This is a genomic window from Plantactinospora sp. CNZ321, assembly GCF_004217235.1.
Window position 1 is genome coordinate 257,218 of the sequence record NZ_SHKQ01000001.1, and the last position, 18,778, is coordinate 275,995.

An 18,778-nucleotide genomic window follows, 5' to 3' on the forward strand; every position below is an offset into this window, starting at 1 on the left:
CCTGCCCAGGTCGCGGAGCCCGCAGAGGCCGTGCAGCAGCCGGCCGAGGTCACCGATCAGCCTGCCAAGGCGAAGCAGTCGACCAAGGTTACGGAGGAGGCGGCCAAGGCGGACGAGCCGGCCAAGGTTACGGAGGAGCCAGCCAAGGTTACGAAACCGGTGAAGGCGACGAGGCCGAGGGCCACGAAGTCGACCGACGCCACGAAGCCGGCGAAGGCTACGAAAACTACGAAGGCAACAAAGGCCACGAAGGCCACGAAGGCCACAAAGGCTACGAAGGCTACGAAGGCCTCGAGTGCTACTAAGGCCACAAAGGCAGCGAAGGCGGCAAAGGTCGCCGAATCGGTGCAGGTGGCTGAGCCGGTCGAAGCCATCGAGCCGGCGCCGGTCGGCGAGCCCGCGACCGTGGCGGAGCCGGTAACGGCCAGCGAGCCGGCAACGGTCGCGGAGCCGGCCGTGGCTGCCGCGTCTGACGAGAGCGGCCCCGCCGACAAGGTACCCGCGGCGCCGAGGCCGACCCCGGGTAAGCGCGGGTCAGGGGTGAGCGGCGCGGATCAGGCGTAGACGGCGCGCTGGGCCCGGGAGAGGACGGCGGCGTACGCCCCGCCGGTCAGGGTACGATCCCGGGCCAGTGCCGCTCGCGCCGCGTTCGCCCCGGGGCCACCGTGCACCCCGCCGCCCGGGTGTGCCGATGCACTGGCCAGGAACAACCTGTCGATCGGGGTGTCCGCCCGGCCGAGCCCGGGCACCGGGCGGAGGAAGAGCTGCTGGTACGCGGCGGAGGTACCTCCGCCCACCGCGCCGCCGACCAGGCTCGGGTTGCCGGCCGCCAACTCGGCCGGCCCAGCCACGTGTCGTGCCCTGACCAGCCGTCCGAAACCGGGGGCCGCCCGTTCCAGCACCGCCTCGATCCGCTCGACGTGCGCCCCGACCTCCTCCGCCCGCCAGCCCCGCCGGAACGGCAGGTGGGTGTACGCCCAGAGCGACTCGGTACCGGCCGGCGAGCGGCTCGGGTCCGCGACCGTCATCTGTCCGGCCAGCACGAACGGCTCAACCGGCACCTCGCCCCGGTGCAGCGCGGCCGCGTACCGGCGCAGCTCGGTGACGTCGCCGCCGAGGTGCACGGTGCCGGCGCCGGCCACCGCCGGATCGCGCCACGGCATCGGCCCGGCCAGTGCCCAGTCCACTTTGACCGTGGAGCCGTCCCACCGAAAGTGCGCCAGGTCGTCCACCAGCCGGGACGGCAGCCGCCCGGCACCGACCAGGTCGAGGAAGAGCGCCGGGGCGGGCACGTCGGCCAGCACGGCGCGGCGGGCCCGCCACAGCAGGCCGTCCGCCGAGCGCACCCCCACGGCCCGGTTCCGGGCCACCAGCACGCGGTCGACCGGAGTGCCCGTACGCAGCCGGCCGCCCCGGTCCCGCAGTCGGGCCAGTAGCGCGTCGGTGATCCGCTGTGCCCCACCGACCGGTACCGGCCAGCCGACCTGTTGGCCCAGCATGGCCAGCAACCAGCCGTACACACCGGAACCGGGCTCGTCCGGAGTGAGATCGGTGTGCAGCGCACAGCCGGTGAGCAGGGCCGGGCCGCCCGATCCGGTGAAGAGTTCCGCCCCGAGTCGGGTGCTGGGCAGCACCAGCCGGCGGGCCAGCCGGAGCATCCCGGCCGTACGCAGCCGGCGGGCGAGCGCCAGGCCGCCGCGTACCGGCGGGAACGGCGTGAAGAGCGCGTCGAGCAGGGGCGCGGAGATCTGCCGCCACTGCGCGTACGCCTCGATCCACCGTTCGTCGTCCCCGGCGCCGAACCGCGCCAGCGAGGCGGCAGTGACCTCGGGATCGCGGTCGAGCAGTACGGCGTCGTCGTCGGGAAACAGGTGCGCCAGCACGTGCGGGGCATGCCGCCAGGTCAGTCCGTAGCCGTCCAGGCCCAGCCGGCGCAGCACCGGCGAGGCGTAGCCGAGCGGATAGAAGGCGCTGTAGAGGTCGCTCAGGTAACCCGGGGCGGTCACCTCGGCCGACCGGACCGCGCCACCCGGCTCGCCGGTCGCCTCCAGGACCAGCACGTCCCACCCGGCATCCGCCAGCAGGTTCGCGGCGACCAGGCCGTTGTGTCCCGCACCGACGACGACCGCGTCGGCGGTGTCCCCCAGCGCCGTCACCCGAGCACCCTATCCCGCCCGGCCTGCCCGGCCGGCTTGATCACCCGCCGGAGTGCCGGTGGCGGGAATGGTTTGGACCCCCCGGACCGGGGCAAACTGCGCTCCATGTATCAGGTGCAGCAACTCGTCGCCGGGGTGTGGGACGGCAGTGGCGATGCGGGATGGTTGACCGTGGTCGATCCGGCCGACGGTACCCCGGTCAGCCGGGTCCCGGTGGCCACCGGGGCCGAGGTCGAGGCGGCGGTCAAGGCGGCCAGGTCGATGGCCCCCCAGTGGGCCCGGACCACACCCGCCGACCGCGCCGCTGCGCTGCACCGCGCCGCGGACGCGATCGAGGCGTCCGCGGAGCGGCTCGCCGAGGCGGAGACCGCCGAGATGGGCCGACCGCTGGCCGCCGCCCGCGCCGGAGTCCAGGCCGGTGTGTCGACGCTGCGCCAGTACGCCGAACTCGCCCCCGTGCGGGGCGGTCGCACGCTCGACGGCGACCCCGACGCCATCGATCTGATGGTGCCGCAACCGCGCGGCGTGGTCGCCGTCGTCACGCCGTGGAACGACCCGGTCGCGGTCTCCTGCGGGCTGCTCGGCGCGGCCCTGGCCACCGGAAACACCGTCGTCTACAAGCCGAGCGAGCGGAGTACGGCCAGCGGTTGGCTGCTCGCCCGGCTGCTCGACGAGCACCTGCCGTCCGGGGTGCTCTCCCTGCTCACCGGCGATGGATCGGTAGGTGCCGCGCTGGCAGAGCAGAAGGTCGATGTCGTCGCGCACGTCGGTTCGAGCGCCACCGGACGGTCGATCGCCGCCGCCTGCGCCCGCTCCGGCGCCAAGGCGCTGCTGGAGAACGGCGGCAGCGACCCGCTGATCGTCGACGGTGACGTCGACCCGCTCTGGGCCGCCGAGCAGGCCGCGACAGGTGCCTTCGCCAACGCCGGGCAGCTCTGCGTCTCGGTGGAGCGGATCTACGTCCTCCGGCCGGTCTCCACCCCGTTCCTCGCCGCTCTGGTGGAACGGGCCGGGGCGCTGCGGCCCGGACCGGGCCGCGACCCGCAGCACGACCTCGGGCCACTGGTCGACCGGCGACACCGTGACCAGGTGCACGGGCAGGTCGAGGCGGCGGTGGCGGATGGTGCCGGGTTGCTGTGCGGCGGCACCGTTCCGGACGGGCCCGGTTCCTTCTACCCGCCCACCGTGCTCGCCGACTGCACCGACCAGATGGCGGTGATGCGGGAGGAGACCTTCGGCCCGGTCGCCCCGGTGATGGTGGTCGACTCGTTCGACGAGGCGCTGTCCAGGGCGTCTTCCTCGCCGTACGGGCTGGCGGCGACAGTGCTCACCGGATCGATGAGCCACGCGCAGCGGGCCTGGCGGGAGCTGCCGGTCGGGACCGTGAAGATCAATGCCATCTTCGGCGGGGCACCCGGCGGCGCCGCCGAGCCTCGGGGCTGCAGCGGTCAGGGCTTCGGGTACGGCCCGGAGCTGCTGGACGAGCTGATCGCCACCAAGGTCGTACACATCGAGGGACCGGGTGGGGAAGGCGGCCGGTGGTGAACCCCGCGGCCCCGCCGCGCCCAGCGCCCGTGCCCCTCCCCGAACCCATGCCCCTCCCCCGCTGATCCGCCCTGCGGCTCAGCGGCGGTTCCGGCTCTTCTCCCGCCCACGGGAGGCGGTGGTCTTCCGGTTGTTCGCCTTCTGGATCGCGTCGACGAGTTCGGCCTTGGTCATCCGGGACCGACCCTTGAGGTCGAGGCGCCTCGCCACCTCCATCAGGTGTTCCTTCGGGGCGTTGGCGTCCACCCCACCGGCGGTCGGTGCGCGCCGCGCCGGCCCACCGCCGGCCGCCTGCTCGTCACTCGGGCCCTTGCGCCCCTTCGGCTCCCAATGGTCACCGACCTTCTCGAACGAGTGCTTCAGCGCGGCGAACGCGGTCCGGTGCGACCGCTGCCCCTCGCCATAGGTCTCGACCGCCGAGTCGTGGGTCTTCGCCCAGGTCCGCTGGGCCTTCTGCGGGGAGCGTCGCAGGGTGCTGGGCAGAACCTCGCGTCCGGGCATGATCTTCCTCCTCCGGATCGTTCCTGTCTCTCGTATCGTCGACTGTCTCCGTGCTTCGGTTTCCCGAGCCACCGCCGACAAACCCGAACCCGACCAGCCGGCAAACCCGAACCGGACCCCCGCCCGGCCACCCGCTGTCGGTCCCCACGGCACCGGAAGTTTGTCCGATTCCCGCGCTGGGTACCGGGCAGCCCAACCCGGCCGCGACGCAAGCAGCCCAGCCGCGACGCAACCCGTCGGCCTGGCCGACAACGCAGACGAGGGGGGAACATGACGTCGACCACCGAGCCGGTCCCGGCGGTACGCGGCCGGGACCGGCGCATCCCCCGCCGGCTGCGCCAGTTGCGCTGGTCGACCTGGCGCGGGGTCCTGGTGCAGAGTGTCCGGAACTTCCTGCGGGACAACTGCGCGGACTGGGCCGCCGCACTGACCTACTACGGGGTGCTGGCGCTGTTCCCGTCCGCGATCGTGATCGTCGCACTGGTCGGCCTGGTCTCCAACGGCGAACGGACCATCGACACCATCGCCGGGCTCGCCGAGGATATCGGCGCCGGCTCGGTGGTGGCGAACGAGGGCGTGCTGAACGTCCTGCGGGACGTGGTCAACAGCCAGGGGTCGGCGAAGGTGCTGCTCGGCTTCGGTGTGCTGGCCGCGCTCTGGTCCGCCTCGGGCTACGTCGGCGCGTTCACCCGGGCCTCCAACGCGATCTACGGGGTCGCCGAGGGGCGCCCCTTCTACCTGCTGCGTCCGTTGCAACTCGGGCTGACCGCGATCGCGCTGATACTGCTGGCGGTGGTGGCCACCGGGCTGATCGTGAGCGGCCCGGTCACCGAGGCGGTCGGCGACCGGCTGGGGATCGGCGACGCCCCCCGGACCGCCTGGACGGTGGCGAAGTGGCCGGTCCTGGTCGCCATCATGATGCTGCTACTCTCGCTGCTGTTCTGGATCGCCCCCAATGTCCGGCAGCCCCGGTTCCGCTGGCTCACGGTCGGCGGTGCGGTGGCCCTCGTCGCCTGGGGCGTCGTCTCGGCCGGTTTCGGCTTCTACGTCTCCCGGTTCGACTCCTACAACGTCACCTACGGCAGCCTCGGTGCCGTCATCGCCTTCCTGGTCTGGCTCTACCTCTCCAACTGCGCGGTGATGCTCGGCGTGGAGATCAACGCCGAGTTGCAGCGTGGCCGGGCCCGCCAGGGCGGCGCGGAGGAGCCGGTGGATCCCGCACTACCGCCCAGGTCACCGGCGGACGAGCCGCGGTGAGGGCCGGTATTCCGTTTAGCGCGATTCCCCTCGGGTAGCGGATTAGACATGGAACGTGGGAACAGCAAGCACGGCCCCCGGCTGGACGAGCAGTTGGACCGGGAGGTGCAGGGCACCGTACAGGGCTCGGTCGGCGGCCGCGCGCAGGAGTGGCGCGACCCCGAGCCGGCCGGCGAGGACCAACCCGGTCTGACCAGGGCGCCCAGCAACGACACCAGGTCCGGCGCTCCGCAGGGGATGACCTCGGAGGAGGTCGAGCAGCGGAGCCGGCTGGGCCGGTTCATCCCGCTCTCCGCCCTGCCTGGTGACCGGGAGGGACTGCGCCGTAGCGCCGAGGAGAACGAGGCGCCGGACGAGGTCCTCGCCCAGTTGGACCAACTGCCCCCGGATACCCAGTTCCAGACCGTATCCGAGGTGTGGGCCGCGCTCGGACACGCGAACGAGACCCATCGCTGGTGACGTCCCCGGGCTCACCGGCCCGGTGGCGCAGGAACAGACCGACCGACAAGGAGGATGCCAGATGAGTGGCGTGACCAAGTCCGTCGATGTGGCGGTGCCGATCCGGACCGCGTACGACCAGTGGACCCAGTTCGAGGACTTTCCGCAGTTCATGGAGGGCGTCGAGGAGGTCCGGCAGATCTCGGACACGATGACGCACTGGAAGGTCGAGATCGGTGGGGTCAACCGGGAGTTCGATGCCAGGATCACCGAGCAGCTGCCCGACGAGCGGGTGGCGTGGACCTCGACCGACGGGACCCGGCAGGCCGGCGTGGTGACGTTCCACCGGCTCGACGAGAACCACACCCGGGTCACCGCGCAGATGGAGTTCGAACCGCACGGCATCACCGAGAAGGCCGGTGACAAGCTCGGCATGGTGGACCGGCGGGTCGCCGGTGACCTGAACAGGTTCAAGGAGTTCATCGAGCGGCGCGGCACCGAGACCGGTGCCTGGCGCGGCGCGGTCGCCCGGCCACAGCCGTAACCCCGGTCCGGATACGACGCCCGGTGGCCGCCGGAAGGGGTACCCCCCGCCCGGCGGCCACCGTCGTCCGCCCGGGCGGACGACGCCGTTCCGCCCGGGTGGACGACGCCGTTCCGCCCGGGTGGCCGGACGCCGTTTCGTCCGGGTGGACCCGGTTCCGGGTACCGGAGGTTCGGCGCGACGGGCGGTGTTTGCCCCTCGGGCGGGCCGGGTAGGGCGACAGGCATGACCGACAGGGACAGGCACGCCTGGCGCGACGAGGACCGGTTGCCGCTACGGGATCTGGAAGGGGCGATGGGTGCGTCGACGCCCGACGGGCAGGTCGACGACGTGACCGGCAACGACGCGGGCGCCGAGTCGGCGTTCGGGCACGGCGCGGAGGCGGACGACCCCGACGGGTCGTACGACGAGGAGCAGGCCGCGCAGCGGACCGACGACCAGCGCCGGTACCGGCCGTCCACCACCGGGCGCAGCGGGCCGCACTGACCCGGCTCAGCCGGCCGGTACGGGGTGCCGGGCCGCCCGCCGGTTGGACGCCCAGTACAGACCGATCATGGTCAGCGAGAGCAGTACCAGCGCCGGCCCGAGCACCGCCACCGAGGTACGCCCGATCAGCACCCCCAGTGCGCCCGGGATCAGCGCCCCGCCCAACCCGGAGGCCCCGATCTGCAACCCGATCGTCCGATCCGCGTGCTGCTGCCCCACCCGATCGGCGGTGGTCAGGGTGAGCAGCGGGAAGACCGCCGCCGCGCCGAACCCGACGACGGCGAGGCCGGACACCGCCAGCCAGCCCGGCCCGGGGATCGCGACGAGCCCGGAGCCGGCCGCCATCGCGTACATGCTGCCGCGCAGCACCGTCCGGGTGCCCAGCCGCTCGGCGATCAACCCCTGCACCACCCGGCCGACGAAGAGGCTGCCCCAGTAGAGCGAGACGCAGAGGCCGGCCACGGTTCGGCTGACCCCACGGTCCTCGGTGAGCAACAGGAAGGCCCAGAGTCCCGCACCCACCTCGATCGCCACGTACACCGCGAAGGTCAGGGCGCCGAGCCAGACGGCCGGGATGGCCAGGGTGGCGCCGATGCGTACCGGCTCGGCAGGCGCCGGTTCGTCGATCGACTGGTCGGCGGCGGGACGCCGCTCCCAGATCCGGACGGTCAGCACGAAGGCCAACGCCAGCCCGGCCTGGGCGGCGGCCACCACGCCGTACGCCCAGCGCCAGCCCAGCCCGACGCCGAGCACCGTGGTCATCACCAGCGGCCCGATCGCGACGCCGAGGCCGAAGCAGGCGTGCAGCCAGTTCATCTGGCGCGGTCCGAACGCACCGGCGGCGTAGGCGTTCAGCCCCGCGTCGATGGCGCCCGAGCCGAGGCCGAGCAGCAGCGCGCAGCCGATCATGACCGGCAACCCCGGCGCACCGGCATAGCCGGCGAGGGCCAGGCTGCTCAGGGCGGTACTGCCGGCCAGCAGCCAGCCGACACCGACCCGGGCGATGCTGAACCCGGCCACCACGCTGGAGAGGAGGTAGCCGACCGTACTCGCGACGAGCAGCAGCCCGACCGCCTCGATCGGCACCCTCAGCTCGACGGTGATCGACGGCCATCCGACGCCGAGCAGGTCGTCCGGGAGACCGAGACTGACGAAGGCCAGGTAGGCCAGAACGAGTACGGCGAGACCCGTCCTGCGACGGGAGGGAGTGGACACGTCCGCCGATCATGCCGGACGGGCGGACCCCGGCCAACGCCCGACCCGCGAGGAATGCCTACCGGCCCCGCAGAGCCGGATCAACGGGACACGTGCCCTGAATTCGTCCGAACGGACGACCGGCAGCCGGGATCCGGCGAGGCAGAATTTCGGGATGCGTCAGGCTCCTGGTTTCCTCTCCGTCCGTCAGCGTCGCCTCGCATGGCTCGCCTTCCTGATCACCGCGGTGCAGGCGCCGGTCTCGGCCGGCCTGGTCGACGACGGCTCCTGGTTGTTCAGCCTCTGCGTCTCGCTGATGGTCGCCACCGTGATCCTGGCCGACGATGCCATGCGGCGCCGGCCGGCGGACGCCGGCTCGATCGAGTAGGTCGACCAACCACCGCCCGCGGCTGCTCCAAGCCGGGCGGATCACCGCGCGGGCCGTGCCCGGACCGCGTCCGACGGGCGGATTCGGCGGCTCCGGTTAGGCTGCTGGCATGCCAGGCACGGTCGGGCGGGTACCCGCTCCCCCCTCCACCGTGGCCGATGCGCCGCCGACTCCGGTTCCCGCCGTCGGGCCATCGGCCGACGGCCGCTGGCCGGACACCCCGCTGGGCCCGCCCGCCCGCTGGGATCCCGCGCTGCGGGCGGCCGTCGACCTGGTGCTCTCCGCCCCGGTGCCGATGGCCCTGGCGTACGGTCCGCAGCTCGCGCTCGTCTACAACGACGGCTTCGCCGACCTCATTTCGGCCCGGCACCCGGACGCGTTCGGCCGGCCGGCGGCCGAGGTCTTCGCCGAGGTCTGGCACGTGCCGGGCGTCGGCGACGTGATCGAGCGGGTCTACCGGACCGGGGAGCCGTTCCTGGAGCGGGACAGCCCGCTACCACTGGTCCGCGACGAGCTCGGCATCTCGGAGCAGTCCCTTCCGGTTCGCGGCCACTCGCCGGTCCGGGACTCCACCGGCACCATCGTCGGGGTGCTCACGGTGGCCACCGAGGCAACCCAGGTCACGCAACGCCTGCAGAACCTCAGCGAGCTGGCCTCGGCGCTGGCCGGGACACTCACCCTCGACGACGTCGCACGGGTCACGTTGCGTAACGCCAGCACGGCGTTCGTCGCCGACCAGGTCGAGTTCGGGGTGGACGACGGCAGCGGCTGGCGGTTGGTCCGGCGGGTCCGGGGCGAGGTGCTGGACGAGGCCGACGAACGGCTCCCCCCGTTGTGGCGCCGGCACGGTGCCGACTCCCGCGCCCCGCTGGTGCGCACCGCCGACAGCGGTACGCCGAGCTTCGCCAGTGACGGCCAGCCGCTGCTGGACAGCGCGGTCGACCGGCACGACGAGAAGATCAGAGCACTGGCCGCGCTGCCGCTGCGTACGCCGGCGCTGCGCGGCGGGTTGACCGTCGGCTACCGGCGGCCGCACCGTTGGCCGCCGGCCGAGCGCGCCCTGCTGGCCGCCTCGGCGGAGTTGGTGGCCCAGGCCGCCGAGCGGGCCCGCCGGTTCGAAACCCAGCACGGCACGGCGCAACTCCTCCAACGCAGCATGCTGCCGGAGCACCTGCCCGACCTGCCGCTGCTGCGGATCGCCGCCCGGTACGACGCCGGGGTCGACGGCAACGCGGCCGGCGGCGACTTCTACGACGCCTTCGCGCTGCCGGACGGGCGGTTGGCGGTGGTCCTCGGCGACGTCGCCGGGCACGACGTGCAGGCAGCCGCGCTGATGGGGCAGGTACGCGCCGCGCTGCGGGCGCTGGCCCTGAGCGACCCCGATCCGGTTCCGGTGCTCGCCGGGCTCGATCTACTGGTGGCGAGCCTGAGCGCGGAGGCGCACAGCGACGAGCTCTTCGTCACCGTGGTCTACGGTCTGATCCAGCCGGAGACCGAGCGGCTGACGATCGCCAGCGCCGGCCATCCGCCGCCGCTGATCCGGCGCGGCTCCCCCGGGAAGCCGGGCACCGCCGGGTACGTCGAGGTGCCGCCCGGGGTGCCGCTCGGACTGCACGGGCACCGGACGGCGGTGACCGTGGACTTCCCGCCGGGCGACACGCTGCTGCTGTTCAGCGACGGTGTGGTGGAGCGGCGGCAGCGGAGCCTGACCGACGGGTTCGCGGCGCTCGCCGGCACCGTGGCCGGGGCGGCGACCGGTGACCCGCGTACGCTCTGCGCGCTGGCCAGCGGCGCGGTGCCGGGCAGCACCGAGGACGACGTCGCGGTCCTCGCCGTCGAGCACGCGAGCACGCCCAGCCGGTCGGCGAGCATGGAGGTGCCGGCGGAGCCGACCGCGCCGGGCCGGGTACGGCACTGGATGACCGGCCAGCTGAACCTGTGGGGGGTGCCCGAGCAGGTGGTCGGCGCGGCGGTGCTCTGCACCAGCGAGTTGACCACCAACGCGCTGCTGCACGCCGGCACCGCCGCCCGGGTGGAGATCGACCTCAGCCCGGAGCGGTTGCTGGTCTCGGTCGCCGACAGCGGCACCCGGGGCGCGGTTACCCGGGCCCGGACCGAGAAACTGAGCAGCCGGGGCCGGGGTCTCGGGCTGATCGAGCAGCTCAGCGACGCCTGGGGGACCGATCCGACGGTACGCGGCTCGACGGTCTGGTTCGAGATGATGATCCCCCCGACGGCCGGTGCCTAACCGGTCGGCGGCTGGGCTCGGCGGTCCATGTGCAGCCGGACGGTGGTCGAGGTGCTGTCGGTGTGCACCTGGACCAGGTCACAGAGGTAGTTGACCAGCAGCAGGCCGCGCCCGGTGTCGCTGACCGGCGACGGCGGGAGGCGACCGGCGAGCCGGTCGGTCAGCACGCTGGAGCCGGTGATCTCGCAGACCAGTCCGTCTCCGTCGGGCCAGACCCGGACCACCGCCGGCCGTCCGGAGTGCACCACGGCGTTGGTGGCGATCTCGTTCGCCGCCAACCGCAGGTCTTCGACCTGATCCCGGTCGAGCCCGGCCTCACGGGCCAGCGCGGCGACCATGGCCCGCATCCCGGAGAGGCCGGCGGCCTCGAAGAACAGCGTGGAAGCCGTCGACGGCGGGGCCGGAAAGGGGAGGTTCAACGAGTCGACCACGCCCTCCGGGCGGCCGTATCCGGCGCTGGCCCGCCGGTCACCGTCCCGGATCAGGAAGGGGTGGGTGCTCGCCGCGTCGGCGATGACGTCGGCGTCCAGCCGCGCCGCGTCGTACGGGCAGAGCACGCTGGCCGCCCGGTCGGCGAGGGCGATGTTGATCAGGGCTTCGTGCTGAACGCACCGGGGGTAGGCCAGCGCCGAGCGGCCGGGCCAGACCGGCTCCCCGACGACGCGTACCCGGGCCGGCGCGTGCTCCTCGACGAAGGCGTGCAGCACACCGGGAATGATCCACCCCGGGTTGCGCCCCTCGCGGGCCATGTCCACGAAGCGCAGCTCGGTGCCGGCGCCGAGGGTGGCGCGCAGCAGGTCGAGCCGGATGCCGGGCACCGCGACCAGCACCGGTTCCCCGGCACCGAGCCCGGCCTCCACGAAGGATCGGATGCCGCTGACGTAATCGTCGTCGGTCCGGTAGAACAGGGCGTCGTGCCGCAGGGTGCCGGCCTCCGGCCGGGCGGCTCGTTCGAAGCTCATCGCCCACCGACCGTACGCGACACGTCCACCACCCACCTCCGTGCAGCAGCGTACGCGGCACCGGCAAATTCCGGCCACGCAGAGTCAACGGACCGGTTCGCAGGGGTGTGCCGGCGCCGTGCCGAAGTGCCGCGGACTGCCGATGCGGCCACCGGGAAGACTCCGGGCACAAGCCGCTGACCTGCGGTGATGACGGACGACGGAAACCGGGGCTTCACACGGACGCAACATGGCCTTACCGTTGTCGATGTCTATGGGAGCGCTTCCAGTGATGCCCCTCGATCTCCCACCACCTCGAAGGGAGTACCGCATGCACCTCAGACCCGCGCTCGCCGCGGTCGGTGCCGTCGCCGTCACGGCACTCGCCGTGACGACAGCGGTCGGTGTCGGCCTGTTGAACCCTACCCCGGCCAAGGCCGCCGACTCGGCCTTCTATGTCGACCCGGACACCAGTGCCGCCCGCTGGGTCGCCGCCAACCCCAACGACTACCGTGCCGCCGTCATCCGGGACCGGATCGCCAGCGTCCCGCAGGGCCGGTGGTTCACCCAGAACAACCCCGGAACCGTACGCGGTCAGGTCGACGCCTTCGTCGGCGCCGCAGCCGCAGCCGGGAAGATCCCGATCCTGGTGGTCTACAACATCCCCAACCGGGACTGTAGCGGCGCCAGCAGCGGGGGTCTGCCCAGCCACACCGCCTACCGACAGTGGATCGACCAGGTGGCCGGCGGCCTGAACGGGCGACCGGCCAGCATCATCCTCGAACCCGACGTACTCGCGCTGATGTCGAACTGCATGAACTCCTCCCAGCAGGCCGAGACCCAGGCGTCGATGGCGTACGCCGGCAAGGCGTTCAAGGCCGCCTCCAGCCAGGCAAGGGTCTACTTCGACGCGGCGAACTCGGCCTGGCTCAGCCCGTCCGCGATGGCGTCCCGACTGGTCGGGGCGGACATCGCCAACAGCGCGCACGGGATCTCGGTCAACGTCTCCAACTACCGCACCACGGCCGAGTCGGTCAACTATGCCAAGGCGGTGGTCGCGGCGACCGGCGCACCGAACCTGAAGATCGTGGTGGACACCAGCCGGAACGGCAACGGTCCGGATCCCCGGAGCGAGTGGTGCGACCCGGCGGGTCGGGCGATCGGCACCCCGAGCACCACCCAGACCGGCGATTCGGCGGTCGACGCGTTCCTCTGGATCAAGCTGCCGGGCGAGGCGGACGGTTGCATCGCCACCGCCGGCCAGTTCGTCCCGCAGCGCGCGTACGACCTGGCGATGGCGGCCCCCAACCCGCCCACCACGCCGCCGACGACCGCACCCCCGACAACGGCGCCGCCGACGACCGCACCCCCGACGACCGCGCCGCCGACAACGGCGCCCCCGACCACCCCGCCGGCCGGTACCAGCTGCCAGGTGACCTGGACGGCCAACGCCTGGACCGGCGGATTCACCGCCGAGATCCGGGTGACCAACAACGGGCCGGCGATCAACGGCTGGACCCTGACCTTCACCGTCGGCTCCAACGTCCGGTACAGCAACGGCTGGAACGGCGCCTGGAGCCAGTCCGGCACCCAGATCAGCGTCGGCAACGCGGCCTGGAACGGGTCGCTGCCGACCGGCGGCACCACCAGCGTCGGTTTCCAGGGCACCTACAGCGGCACCCTGGGCACCCCGACCGGTTACACCCTGAACGGCAACGCCTGCACGAGTTGACCCCCGCCACCCCCTCCGGCCGGGTCGCCGTCCGCGTCGCGCGGACGGCGACCCGGCCACCCCGGCAGACCACCCCGACCACCACCACCCCCCTCACCCCCGCCCGGCCGACAGCGCCACCTCCGCGTTGGCGTCGGGCACAACCGGTAGGTGTTCCGCAACCGTCCCGTGCACAGCCGCAAGCATCTGCGCCGCATCCGACAGTTCCGTCCACCCGGAGGAGCCGACGTCATGCCGAGAACCGACACCAGCCCTGACCGCCCTCTCCTCCCCATGGCCGAGGCCAGGGGTTTCTCGGGCGGCTCTCGATGACGATCGCCGGACAGCGGCAGCGACCGGTCGGCCAGCTGCTGCGCGAGTGGCGCGAGCGGCGGCGGCTCAGCCAGCTCGAACTCGCCATCCAGGCGGACATCTCCACCCGGCACCTCAGTTTCGTGGAGACCGGCCGGGCGATGCCGAGCCGGGACATGGTGCTCCGGCTCGCCGAGCAGCTCGACGTGCCGCTGCGGGAGCGCAACCACCTGCTGCTGGCGGCCGGGTACGCACCGATCTACCCGCGTACGCCGTTGGACTCCCCCGCCCTGGCCGCCGTACGCGCGGCGGTCCGCCAGTTACTCACCGCCCACCAGCCCTATCCGGCGATCGCCGTCGACCGGCGCTGGTACCTGGCCGAGGCGAACGCCAGCATCGGCCTGTTCACGGCGGGCGTGGCGGCCCCGTTGCTCACCCCGCCGGTCAACGCCCTCCGGCTGGCCCTGCACCCGGCCGGACTGGCGCCCCGGATCGTCAACCTCGGCGAGTGGCGGACGCACCTGCTCGGGCGGCTCCGCCGGCAGGTCGCGCAGAGCGGCGACGCCGAGCTGACCGACCTCTACGACGAGCTGCGGGGGTACCCCTGCGACCAGCCGGAGCCCGAGGTCGAACTTCCGGGCCCGGGTGAGGTCGTGGTGCCGCTGCGGATCCGGGACGGCGACCGGGAGCTGGCCTTCTTCAGCACCGTCTCCACCTTCGGAACCCCGCTGGATGTCACCGTCGCGGAGCTCTCCGTCGAGTCGTTCTTCCCGCTCGACGACTACACGGCGGCGGCGGTGCGCACGGCCGCCGAGCACGAGGAGGAACGGGTCGGCAGCGTCTCCGCGCGCTGACCTTCCGCCGGGCCCGGGCCGCGCTGACCCCCTGCCGCGTCCGCCGGGCCCGGGCCGCGCCGTCCCTCCGCCGCGCCCGGGCCCGGCGCCGATCCGTCGACGCCGGTGGTCCGGGTTCCGGGCCGATCTGTGCGAACCGGACGTCGCGCCCGTCATCGCCCTTCCGTTTACCGGCCGCCGGTCCGGGTTACCCAATGGGGCAGGCGGGGAATCGAGCCGTGACAAAGGAGGCTGATTCATTATGTCCAGGAACCCGACGGCGGCCTGGGGACCCGGTATGTCCGGTATGCCGGGCGTGGCCGGAGGCAACAACCTACCTTCCGGGCCTTCTGGCGACCAGTCCAGGGCGCCGAGCAGCGAGGGCGCGATGGCACCCGGACCGCAGTCCACCGTGACCATCGCCTCGTACCCGGACTATCCGTCGGCGCAGTACACCGTGGACTTCCTCTCCGACAACGAGTTCCCGGTCGAACGCGCCGCTATCGTCGGCACCGACCTCAGGCTGGTCGAAACGGTACTGGGCCGGATGACGACCGGCCGGGCGGCGTTGGCCGGCGCCGCCACCGGTGCCTGGTTCGGGCTCTTCATCGGTCTGCTCTTCGGCATCTTCACCGTCGGCAACTGGTGGGCCGTCATCCTGGTGGGGCTCGCCATCGGTGCGGCCTGGGGCGCGATCTTCGGCGCCATCGCACACGCCATGACCGGCGGCCGACGCGACTTCACCTCGGCCAGCAGCATTCGGGCCAACCAGTACGCCGTGACCGTCGACGCGACCCTCGCCGACCAGGCCCGTCAGCTGATCAACCGGATGAACTGGCAGAGCCAGCGGCCGGCCGGCGCTGCCGGTTGACCGGCACACCACCCGTTGTCCCGCCCTCCCAGGTCCGGCGTACCGGCCGGGCCGGCGAGCCGGTGAACCCTCTCCAGCCGGGAAAGGTTCACTGGTAGACGCGCTCGCCGGCCCGGATCGGTGCCGGAATCCGGTTCTCCTCCGGCGCGAGCGGGCAGGCCCAGCGGTCGTCGTACGCGCAGGAGGCGTTGTAGGCGTAGTTGAAGTCCAGCCGTAGCCGGCCACCGGGCAGCACGGTCAACCCCCGACCGTAGGTGCCCTTGACCGTGTCGGTGAGATAGCGCCCGCCACCGTACGTCTCCTGGCCGGCGGTGCCGTCCCGGAACGGCAGGAAGAGCCCGCCACCGTACGCCTCGATCCACCAGAGCGTCAGTGGACCCCACGGAGTCTCGGCGATGCCCGAGCGACGGTAGTGCACCACCCCGTCCGGGCCACCGGTGTCGATGCTCAGCGTCCCGTCGGCGGGGCGCACCGGCACGTCGACCACGGCCGACGGCGCCGGCGGGAAATAACGCAGGCCGATGAAACCGGGTCGCTCGGCCAGCGGGATCGGCGACTGCGGATGCCCGGCGAAGAGTGCGTCCCGGGCCGCCCGGAATCCGGCCAGGTCGAGGTCGGAGAGGTAGAGCCGGGTCACCTGCTCACGCCAGTCCGCCAGTTCCAGTTCCTCCACCCCACCGAGCCTAGTCGCGACGGTCCGCCGTGGCCGTGACGGTCCGCCGTGGCCGTGACGGTCCGCCGGGGCCGCGACCGGAACGGTAGGTGCGTCAACGGTCCGTTGACATCTCCCTCCGACGGCCAGGATCATGCGGGAATGCGACCGGAAAATCGGCCCGGCGACGGGTCCTCCGCCGAGTTGGCCTCGGCACCGCCCTCGACCATCGACGGCGACCGGGGCGCCCCTGCGACGACCGGGCCGGCGGACGAGATGCACCGACGGCTCGCCGGGTACGCGGCCGTGTTGGCTGCCGCGTCCGGGGCCGGCGAGCCCGAGCCGCTTGCAGCGTTACGGCTGCTCGGCGACTTGCGGGCCGGGCTGGACGAGGCGGAGCGCCAGCTCGTCGAGGCCGCCCGGGAGCAGCGGGCGAGCTGGGCCCGGATCGCCGCCGCCCTGGGGCTGGCGAGCCGACAGGCGGCCGAGCAGCGCTGGGTACGGCTCTCCGGCACGGCGACCCGTGAGCCGGCCCGGGTACGCAGCGAGCGTCGACGTCAACGATCTGTTGACGAATCCTTCGGTGCACCGGTCACCCGGCTCCGCGCGGCGGTTGTCGCCGTGCACCGGCAGCTCGGCGCGGAACCGGACCGGGACGGGTGGCATCCCCGGGCCCGACTCGCGCACACCACCCTCGGGCTGGCCGCCGCCGCCGATCCCGGCGGGCTGTACGCGCTCGCCGTCCAGGCCGTCGACGACCTCGAACTCGTCCCGGCCGGACAGCTCGACGGAGCGCTGTCGGCCGCGCTGACCCGGCTCCGGCAGGGGCTGGACCAGGCCACCCCGCCGCCAACCGGATGGCCGACCGGACGCCCGGACGGTGAGCAGATTGAGTCTGGTTAACTCAGGTTCGGCTTGACATGCCACGAGTGATCAATTCAGGATATGAGTCCCCCTGACTCAATCCCTGGAGGGTCCACGGTGGGTATCGGACGGGCGCGCAGCCCGGAGAAGCGCAACACCCTGCTCTTCGTCGGCATCTCGTCGATCTCCGGGTTCGGAGGCACCGCGCTGAACGTGGTCGCCGGAGTGTGGGTACTGGACCTCTCCGGCTCCAGTAGCCTGGCCGCGCTCACCGGCCTCTTCCTCTTCGCCCCGACCCTGCTCGGCCCGGCCCTCGGGGCACTCGTGGACAAGCTCCCGGGCAGGCGGCTGATCGTCTGGACCCACCTGCTCACCGCCATGGCCGTGCTGTCGCTGCTCGGGGTCCGTACCGACGCCCAGGTCTGGCTGGTCTACGCCGTGATGCTCGGTTACGGCACCAGCGTCGTCCTGGTCGACGCCGCCGAGAACGCCCTGCTGCCCGCCGCGCTTCCACCCGGCGCGCTCGGCGCCGTGAACGGATTGCGGACGAGCGCCCAGGAGGGGGTGAAGCTGGTAGCCCCGCTGATCGGGGCGGGACTCTTCGCCTGGCAGGGCGGATATCCGGTGGCCGCGCTCGCCGCCGGGGCGCTGACCCTGGCCGCCGGTCTCTACACGCTGCTCCGGATCCGTCCGCGGCTCCCGCTGCCGACGCAACGCACCGCCGAACCCGGGCCGGTCGGTCCCGACCGGCCCGCCGAACCGGAACCGACCCGGCGCGGTGCTCGGCGACGGGGCTGGAGGCCACGCGGCCCGGCCGGTCTCGCCTTTCTCCTAGGCCATCCCGAACTGCGCGGCTCCGTCCTGATCGGCTCGGTCACCATCGCGATGTCCGGGCTCACCACCGCCGCCGTCTACGCGGTGGTCACCGAGGACCTGGACCAGCCCGCCGCGTTCGTCGGGGTGCTCTCCTCGGGGCAGGGCGCCGGATCGCTGCTCGGCGGCCTGATCGTCGGCCGACTGCTGCGTATCAGTGGAAGTGTCCCGGTCGGCGCACTCGGCGCCGTCCTCTTCGCCCTCGGGACACTCGGTCGGGTCATCCCGTGGTCTCCGGCGGCGGTGGCATGCTCGGTGATGGTCGGGATCGGCCTGCCCTGGACGCTGGTGGCCGCCGTGACGGCGGTGCAGTCCCGGACTCCCGACACACTGCTCGGGCGGGTGTCCGGCAGCGCCAACACCCTGCTCTTCGCCCCGGTCGCGATCGCCACCCCGGCGGGAGCGGTCCTGGTCCTGCCGGACCACCACCTGCCACTGCTCGTCGCCGCCGTACTCTGCCTCGGCATAGCGCTGCTCGCGTTCCGCTCGACCCGGCGCGCCCCTGCGCGCGCTCCCGGCCCTAGGGACTACCGGACCCGCCAGCCGAGCCGGCCGACGGGTCCCGTCCAGTGAACCCTTGCACCCACCCCTGCGGCCGGTCCCCCCGGGCAGGAGACGGCCGGACAACCTGCCGGACTTCCGGGTCGGGAAGGGTTCGGTTGGAAGTGGAAGATCGTCACGTGGAGACGGCGAAGATCCCCGCCACCCCGAGCAGAACCATCACCAGCACCGCGACGAGGGCGCCCCGCTCACTCTGCACCGCCGCCTGGTCCGGTTGGTCCCGCTCCGCCTCCATGATCTTGCTGGACATGCTGTCCTCCCCCTGGTCGTCACCTACTCTGGACGGCAGGACAACCAGCGCGTACCGGCTCCGATGTTCCGCCGCCGGCTGACCGGTTTCCGACGCCCCCGCCGGTACGCGTCGATCGCCCTCGCCTGGGCACCCCCTGGACGCCCGGGCCGC

18 protein-coding genes are annotated in these 18,778 nt (G+C 72.8%); 12 read left to right on the plus strand and 6 right to left on the minus strand.

The window, feature by feature from the left end; genetic code table 11:
* Window positions 1-554: 554 nt before the first annotated feature.
* Entirely contained in the window at window positions 555-2,147 is a 1,593-nt protein-coding gene (locus EV371_RS01120) for a phytoene desaturase family protein (protein ID WP_130465565.1), read from the minus strand.
* Between the two features lie 114 nt (window positions 2,148-2,261).
* Here EV371_RS01120 and EV371_RS01125 point away from each other — a divergent pair, with 114 nt between their 5' ends.
* Entirely contained in the window at window positions 2,262-3,701 is a 1,440-nt protein-coding gene (locus EV371_RS01125; protein WP_130460387.1) for an aldehyde dehydrogenase family protein, read from the plus strand.
* A 78-nt stretch (window positions 3,702-3,779) separates the two neighbouring features.
* On the opposite strand, the gene EV371_RS01130 is transcribed toward EV371_RS01125, so the two are convergent.
* A complete protein-coding gene (locus EV371_RS01130) occupies window positions 3,780-4,202 on the minus strand; it encodes a ChaB family protein (RefSeq protein ID WP_130460388.1) in 423 nt (140 codons plus the stop codon).
* Window positions 4,203-4,472: 270 nt separating this feature from the next.
* Between EV371_RS01130 and EV371_RS01135 the strand changes: the two genes are divergently transcribed.
* The 4 genes from EV371_RS01135 to EV371_RS01150 all read left to right on the plus strand — a co-directional run bounded on the left by EV371_RS01135 (window position 4,473) and on the right by EV371_RS01150 (window position 6,927).
* Complete coding sequence (locus EV371_RS01135) at window positions 4,473-5,459, plus strand: YhjD/YihY/BrkB family envelope integrity protein (RefSeq protein ID WP_130460389.1); 987 nt, start codon at window positions 4,473-4,475, stop codon at window positions 5,457-5,459.
* Between the two features lie 48 nt (window positions 5,460-5,507).
* A complete protein-coding gene (locus EV371_RS01140; RefSeq protein WP_130460390.1) occupies window positions 5,508-5,918 on the plus strand; it encodes a DUF2795 domain-containing protein in 411 nt (136 codons plus the stop codon).
* 61 nt (window positions 5,919-5,979) lie between these two features.
* The gene (locus tag EV371_RS01145) at window positions 5,980-6,441 is read left to right on the plus strand and encodes an SRPBCC family protein (protein ID WP_130460391.1); all 462 of its coding nucleotides are present in this window, start codon (window positions 5,980-5,982) and stop codon (window positions 6,439-6,441) included.
* Window positions 6,442-6,666: 225 nt separating this feature from the next.
* Window positions 6,667-6,927 carry a hypothetical protein gene (locus EV371_RS01150; protein WP_130460392.1) on the plus strand — a complete coding sequence of 87 codons (261 nt, stop codon included), beginning with the start codon at window positions 6,667-6,669 and terminating at the stop codon, window positions 6,925-6,927.
* Window positions 6,928-6,933: 6 nt separating this feature from the next.
* On the opposite strand, the gene EV371_RS01155 is transcribed toward EV371_RS01150, so the two are convergent.
* Complete coding sequence (locus EV371_RS01155) at window positions 6,934-8,142, minus strand: MFS transporter (protein WP_130460393.1); 1,209 nt, start codon at window positions 8,140-8,142, stop codon at window positions 6,934-6,936.
* Between the two features lie 154 nt (window positions 8,143-8,296).
* On the opposite strand from EV371_RS01155, the gene EV371_RS01160 reads away from it, so the two are divergent.
* Together EV371_RS01160 and EV371_RS01165 are read left to right on the plus strand one after the other, a co-directional pair.
* On the plus strand, window positions 8,297-8,509 hold the full coding sequence (locus EV371_RS01160; protein WP_130460394.1) for a hypothetical protein: 213 nt from the start codon (window positions 8,297-8,299) through the stop codon (window positions 8,507-8,509).
* Between the two features lie 109 nt (window positions 8,510-8,618).
* A complete protein-coding gene (locus EV371_RS01165; RefSeq protein ID WP_130460395.1) occupies window positions 8,619-10,757 on the plus strand; it encodes a SpoIIE family protein phosphatase in 2,139 nt (712 codons plus the stop codon).
* Here EV371_RS01165 and EV371_RS01170 read toward each other — a convergent pair.
* Window positions 10,754-11,719, minus strand: coding sequence for a sensor histidine kinase (locus EV371_RS01170; RefSeq protein ID WP_130460396.1), 966 nt, complete (start codon window positions 11,717-11,719; stop codon window positions 10,754-10,756). The two genes, EV371_RS01165 and EV371_RS01170, sit on opposite strands and share 4 nt — an antisense overlap.
* Window positions 11,720-12,029: 310 nt before the next feature.
* Here EV371_RS01170 and EV371_RS01175 point away from each other — a divergent pair, with 310 nt between their 5' ends.
* From EV371_RS01175 to EV371_RS01185, 3 genes are all read left to right on the plus strand, one after another.
* Window positions 12,030-13,430, plus strand: coding sequence for a glycoside hydrolase family 6 protein (locus tag EV371_RS01175; protein ID WP_130460397.1), 1,401 nt, complete (start codon window positions 12,030-12,032; stop codon window positions 13,428-13,430).
* Window positions 13,431-13,738: 308 nt separating this feature from the next.
* The gene (locus EV371_RS01180; protein ID WP_130460398.1) at window positions 13,739-14,575 is read left to right on the plus strand and encodes an MmyB family transcriptional regulator; all 837 of its coding nucleotides are present in this window, start codon (window positions 13,739-13,741) and stop codon (window positions 14,573-14,575) included.
* 241 nt (window positions 14,576-14,816) lie between these two features.
* The gene (locus EV371_RS01185; RefSeq protein ID WP_130460399.1) at window positions 14,817-15,425 is read left to right on the plus strand and encodes a general stress protein; all 609 of its coding nucleotides are present in this window, start codon (window positions 14,817-14,819) and stop codon (window positions 15,423-15,425) included.
* 88 nt (window positions 15,426-15,513) lie between these two features.
* Here EV371_RS01185 and EV371_RS01190 read toward each other — a convergent pair whose 3' ends face one another.
* Entirely contained in the window at window positions 15,514-16,098 is a 585-nt protein-coding gene (locus EV371_RS01190) for a DUF1684 domain-containing protein (RefSeq protein ID WP_130460400.1), read from the minus strand.
* A 141-nt stretch (window positions 16,099-16,239) separates the two neighbouring features.
* Here EV371_RS01190 and EV371_RS01195 point away from each other — a divergent pair, with 141 nt between their 5' ends.
* Together EV371_RS01195 and EV371_RS01200 are read left to right on the plus strand one after the other, a co-directional pair.
* The gene (locus tag EV371_RS01195; protein ID WP_130460401.1) at window positions 16,240-16,980 is read left to right on the plus strand and encodes a hypothetical protein; all 741 of its coding nucleotides are present in this window, start codon (window positions 16,240-16,242) and stop codon (window positions 16,978-16,980) included.
* Window positions 16,981-17,058: 78 nt separating this feature from the next.
* Window positions 17,059-18,387 carry an MFS transporter gene (locus tag EV371_RS01200; RefSeq protein ID WP_486484426.1) on the plus strand — a complete coding sequence of 443 codons (1,329 nt, stop codon included), beginning with the start codon at window positions 17,059-17,061 and terminating at the stop codon, window positions 18,385-18,387.
* Window positions 18,388-18,490: 103 nt separating this feature from the next.
* On the opposite strand, the gene EV371_RS34030 is transcribed toward EV371_RS01200, so the two are convergent.
* Entirely contained in the window at window positions 18,491-18,625 is a 135-nt protein-coding gene (locus EV371_RS34030) for a hypothetical protein (protein WP_349341020.1), read from the minus strand.
* Between the last annotated feature and the right edge of the window lie 153 nt (window positions 18,626-18,778).

What these genes read in the sequence shown, in the direction of transcription:
- EV371_RS01125 (WP_130460387.1), top strand. Translation starts at nt 2,262, where the DNA reads ATGTATCAGGTGCAGCAACTCGTCGCCGGGGTGTGGGACGGCAGTGGC.
- EV371_RS01130 (WP_130460388.1), bottom strand. Translation starts at nt 4,202, where the DNA reads ATGCCCGGACGCGAGGTTCTGCCCAGCACCCTGCGACGCTCCCCGCAG.
- EV371_RS01135 (WP_130460389.1), top strand. Translation starts at nt 4,473, where the DNA reads ATGACGTCGACCACCGAGCCGGTCCCGGCGGTACGCGGCCGGGACCGG.
- EV371_RS01140 (WP_130460390.1), top strand. Translation starts at nt 5,508, where the DNA reads ATGGAACGTGGGAACAGCAAGCACGGCCCCCGGCTGGACGAGCAGTTG.
- EV371_RS01145 (WP_130460391.1), top strand. Translation starts at nt 5,980, where the DNA reads ATGAGTGGCGTGACCAAGTCCGTCGATGTGGCGGTGCCGATCCGGACC.
- EV371_RS01150 (WP_130460392.1), top strand. Translation starts at nt 6,667, where the DNA reads ATGACCGACAGGGACAGGCACGCCTGGCGCGACGAGGACCGGTTGCCG.
- EV371_RS01160 (WP_130460394.1), top strand. Translation starts at nt 8,297, where the DNA reads ATGCGTCAGGCTCCTGGTTTCCTCTCCGTCCGTCAGCGTCGCCTCGCA.
- EV371_RS01165 (WP_130460395.1), top strand. Translation starts at nt 8,619, where the DNA reads ATGCCAGGCACGGTCGGGCGGGTACCCGCTCCCCCCTCCACCGTGGCC.
- EV371_RS01170 (WP_130460396.1), bottom strand. Translation starts at nt 11,719, where the DNA reads ATGAGCTTCGAACGAGCCGCCCGGCCGGAGGCCGGCACCCTGCGGCAC.
- EV371_RS01175 (WP_130460397.1), top strand. Translation starts at nt 12,030, where the DNA reads ATGCACCTCAGACCCGCGCTCGCCGCGGTCGGTGCCGTCGCCGTCACG.
- EV371_RS01180 (WP_130460398.1), top strand. Translation starts at nt 13,739, where the DNA reads ATGACGATCGCCGGACAGCGGCAGCGACCGGTCGGCCAGCTGCTGCGC.
- EV371_RS01185 (WP_130460399.1), top strand. Translation starts at nt 14,817, where the DNA reads ATGTCCAGGAACCCGACGGCGGCCTGGGGACCCGGTATGTCCGGTATG.
- EV371_RS01195 (WP_130460401.1), top strand. Translation starts at nt 16,240, where the DNA reads ATGCGACCGGAAAATCGGCCCGGCGACGGGTCCTCCGCCGAGTTGGCC.
- EV371_RS34030 (WP_349341020.1), bottom strand. Translation starts at nt 18,625, where the DNA reads ATGTCCAGCAAGATCATGGAGGCGGAGCGGGACCAACCGGACCAGGCG.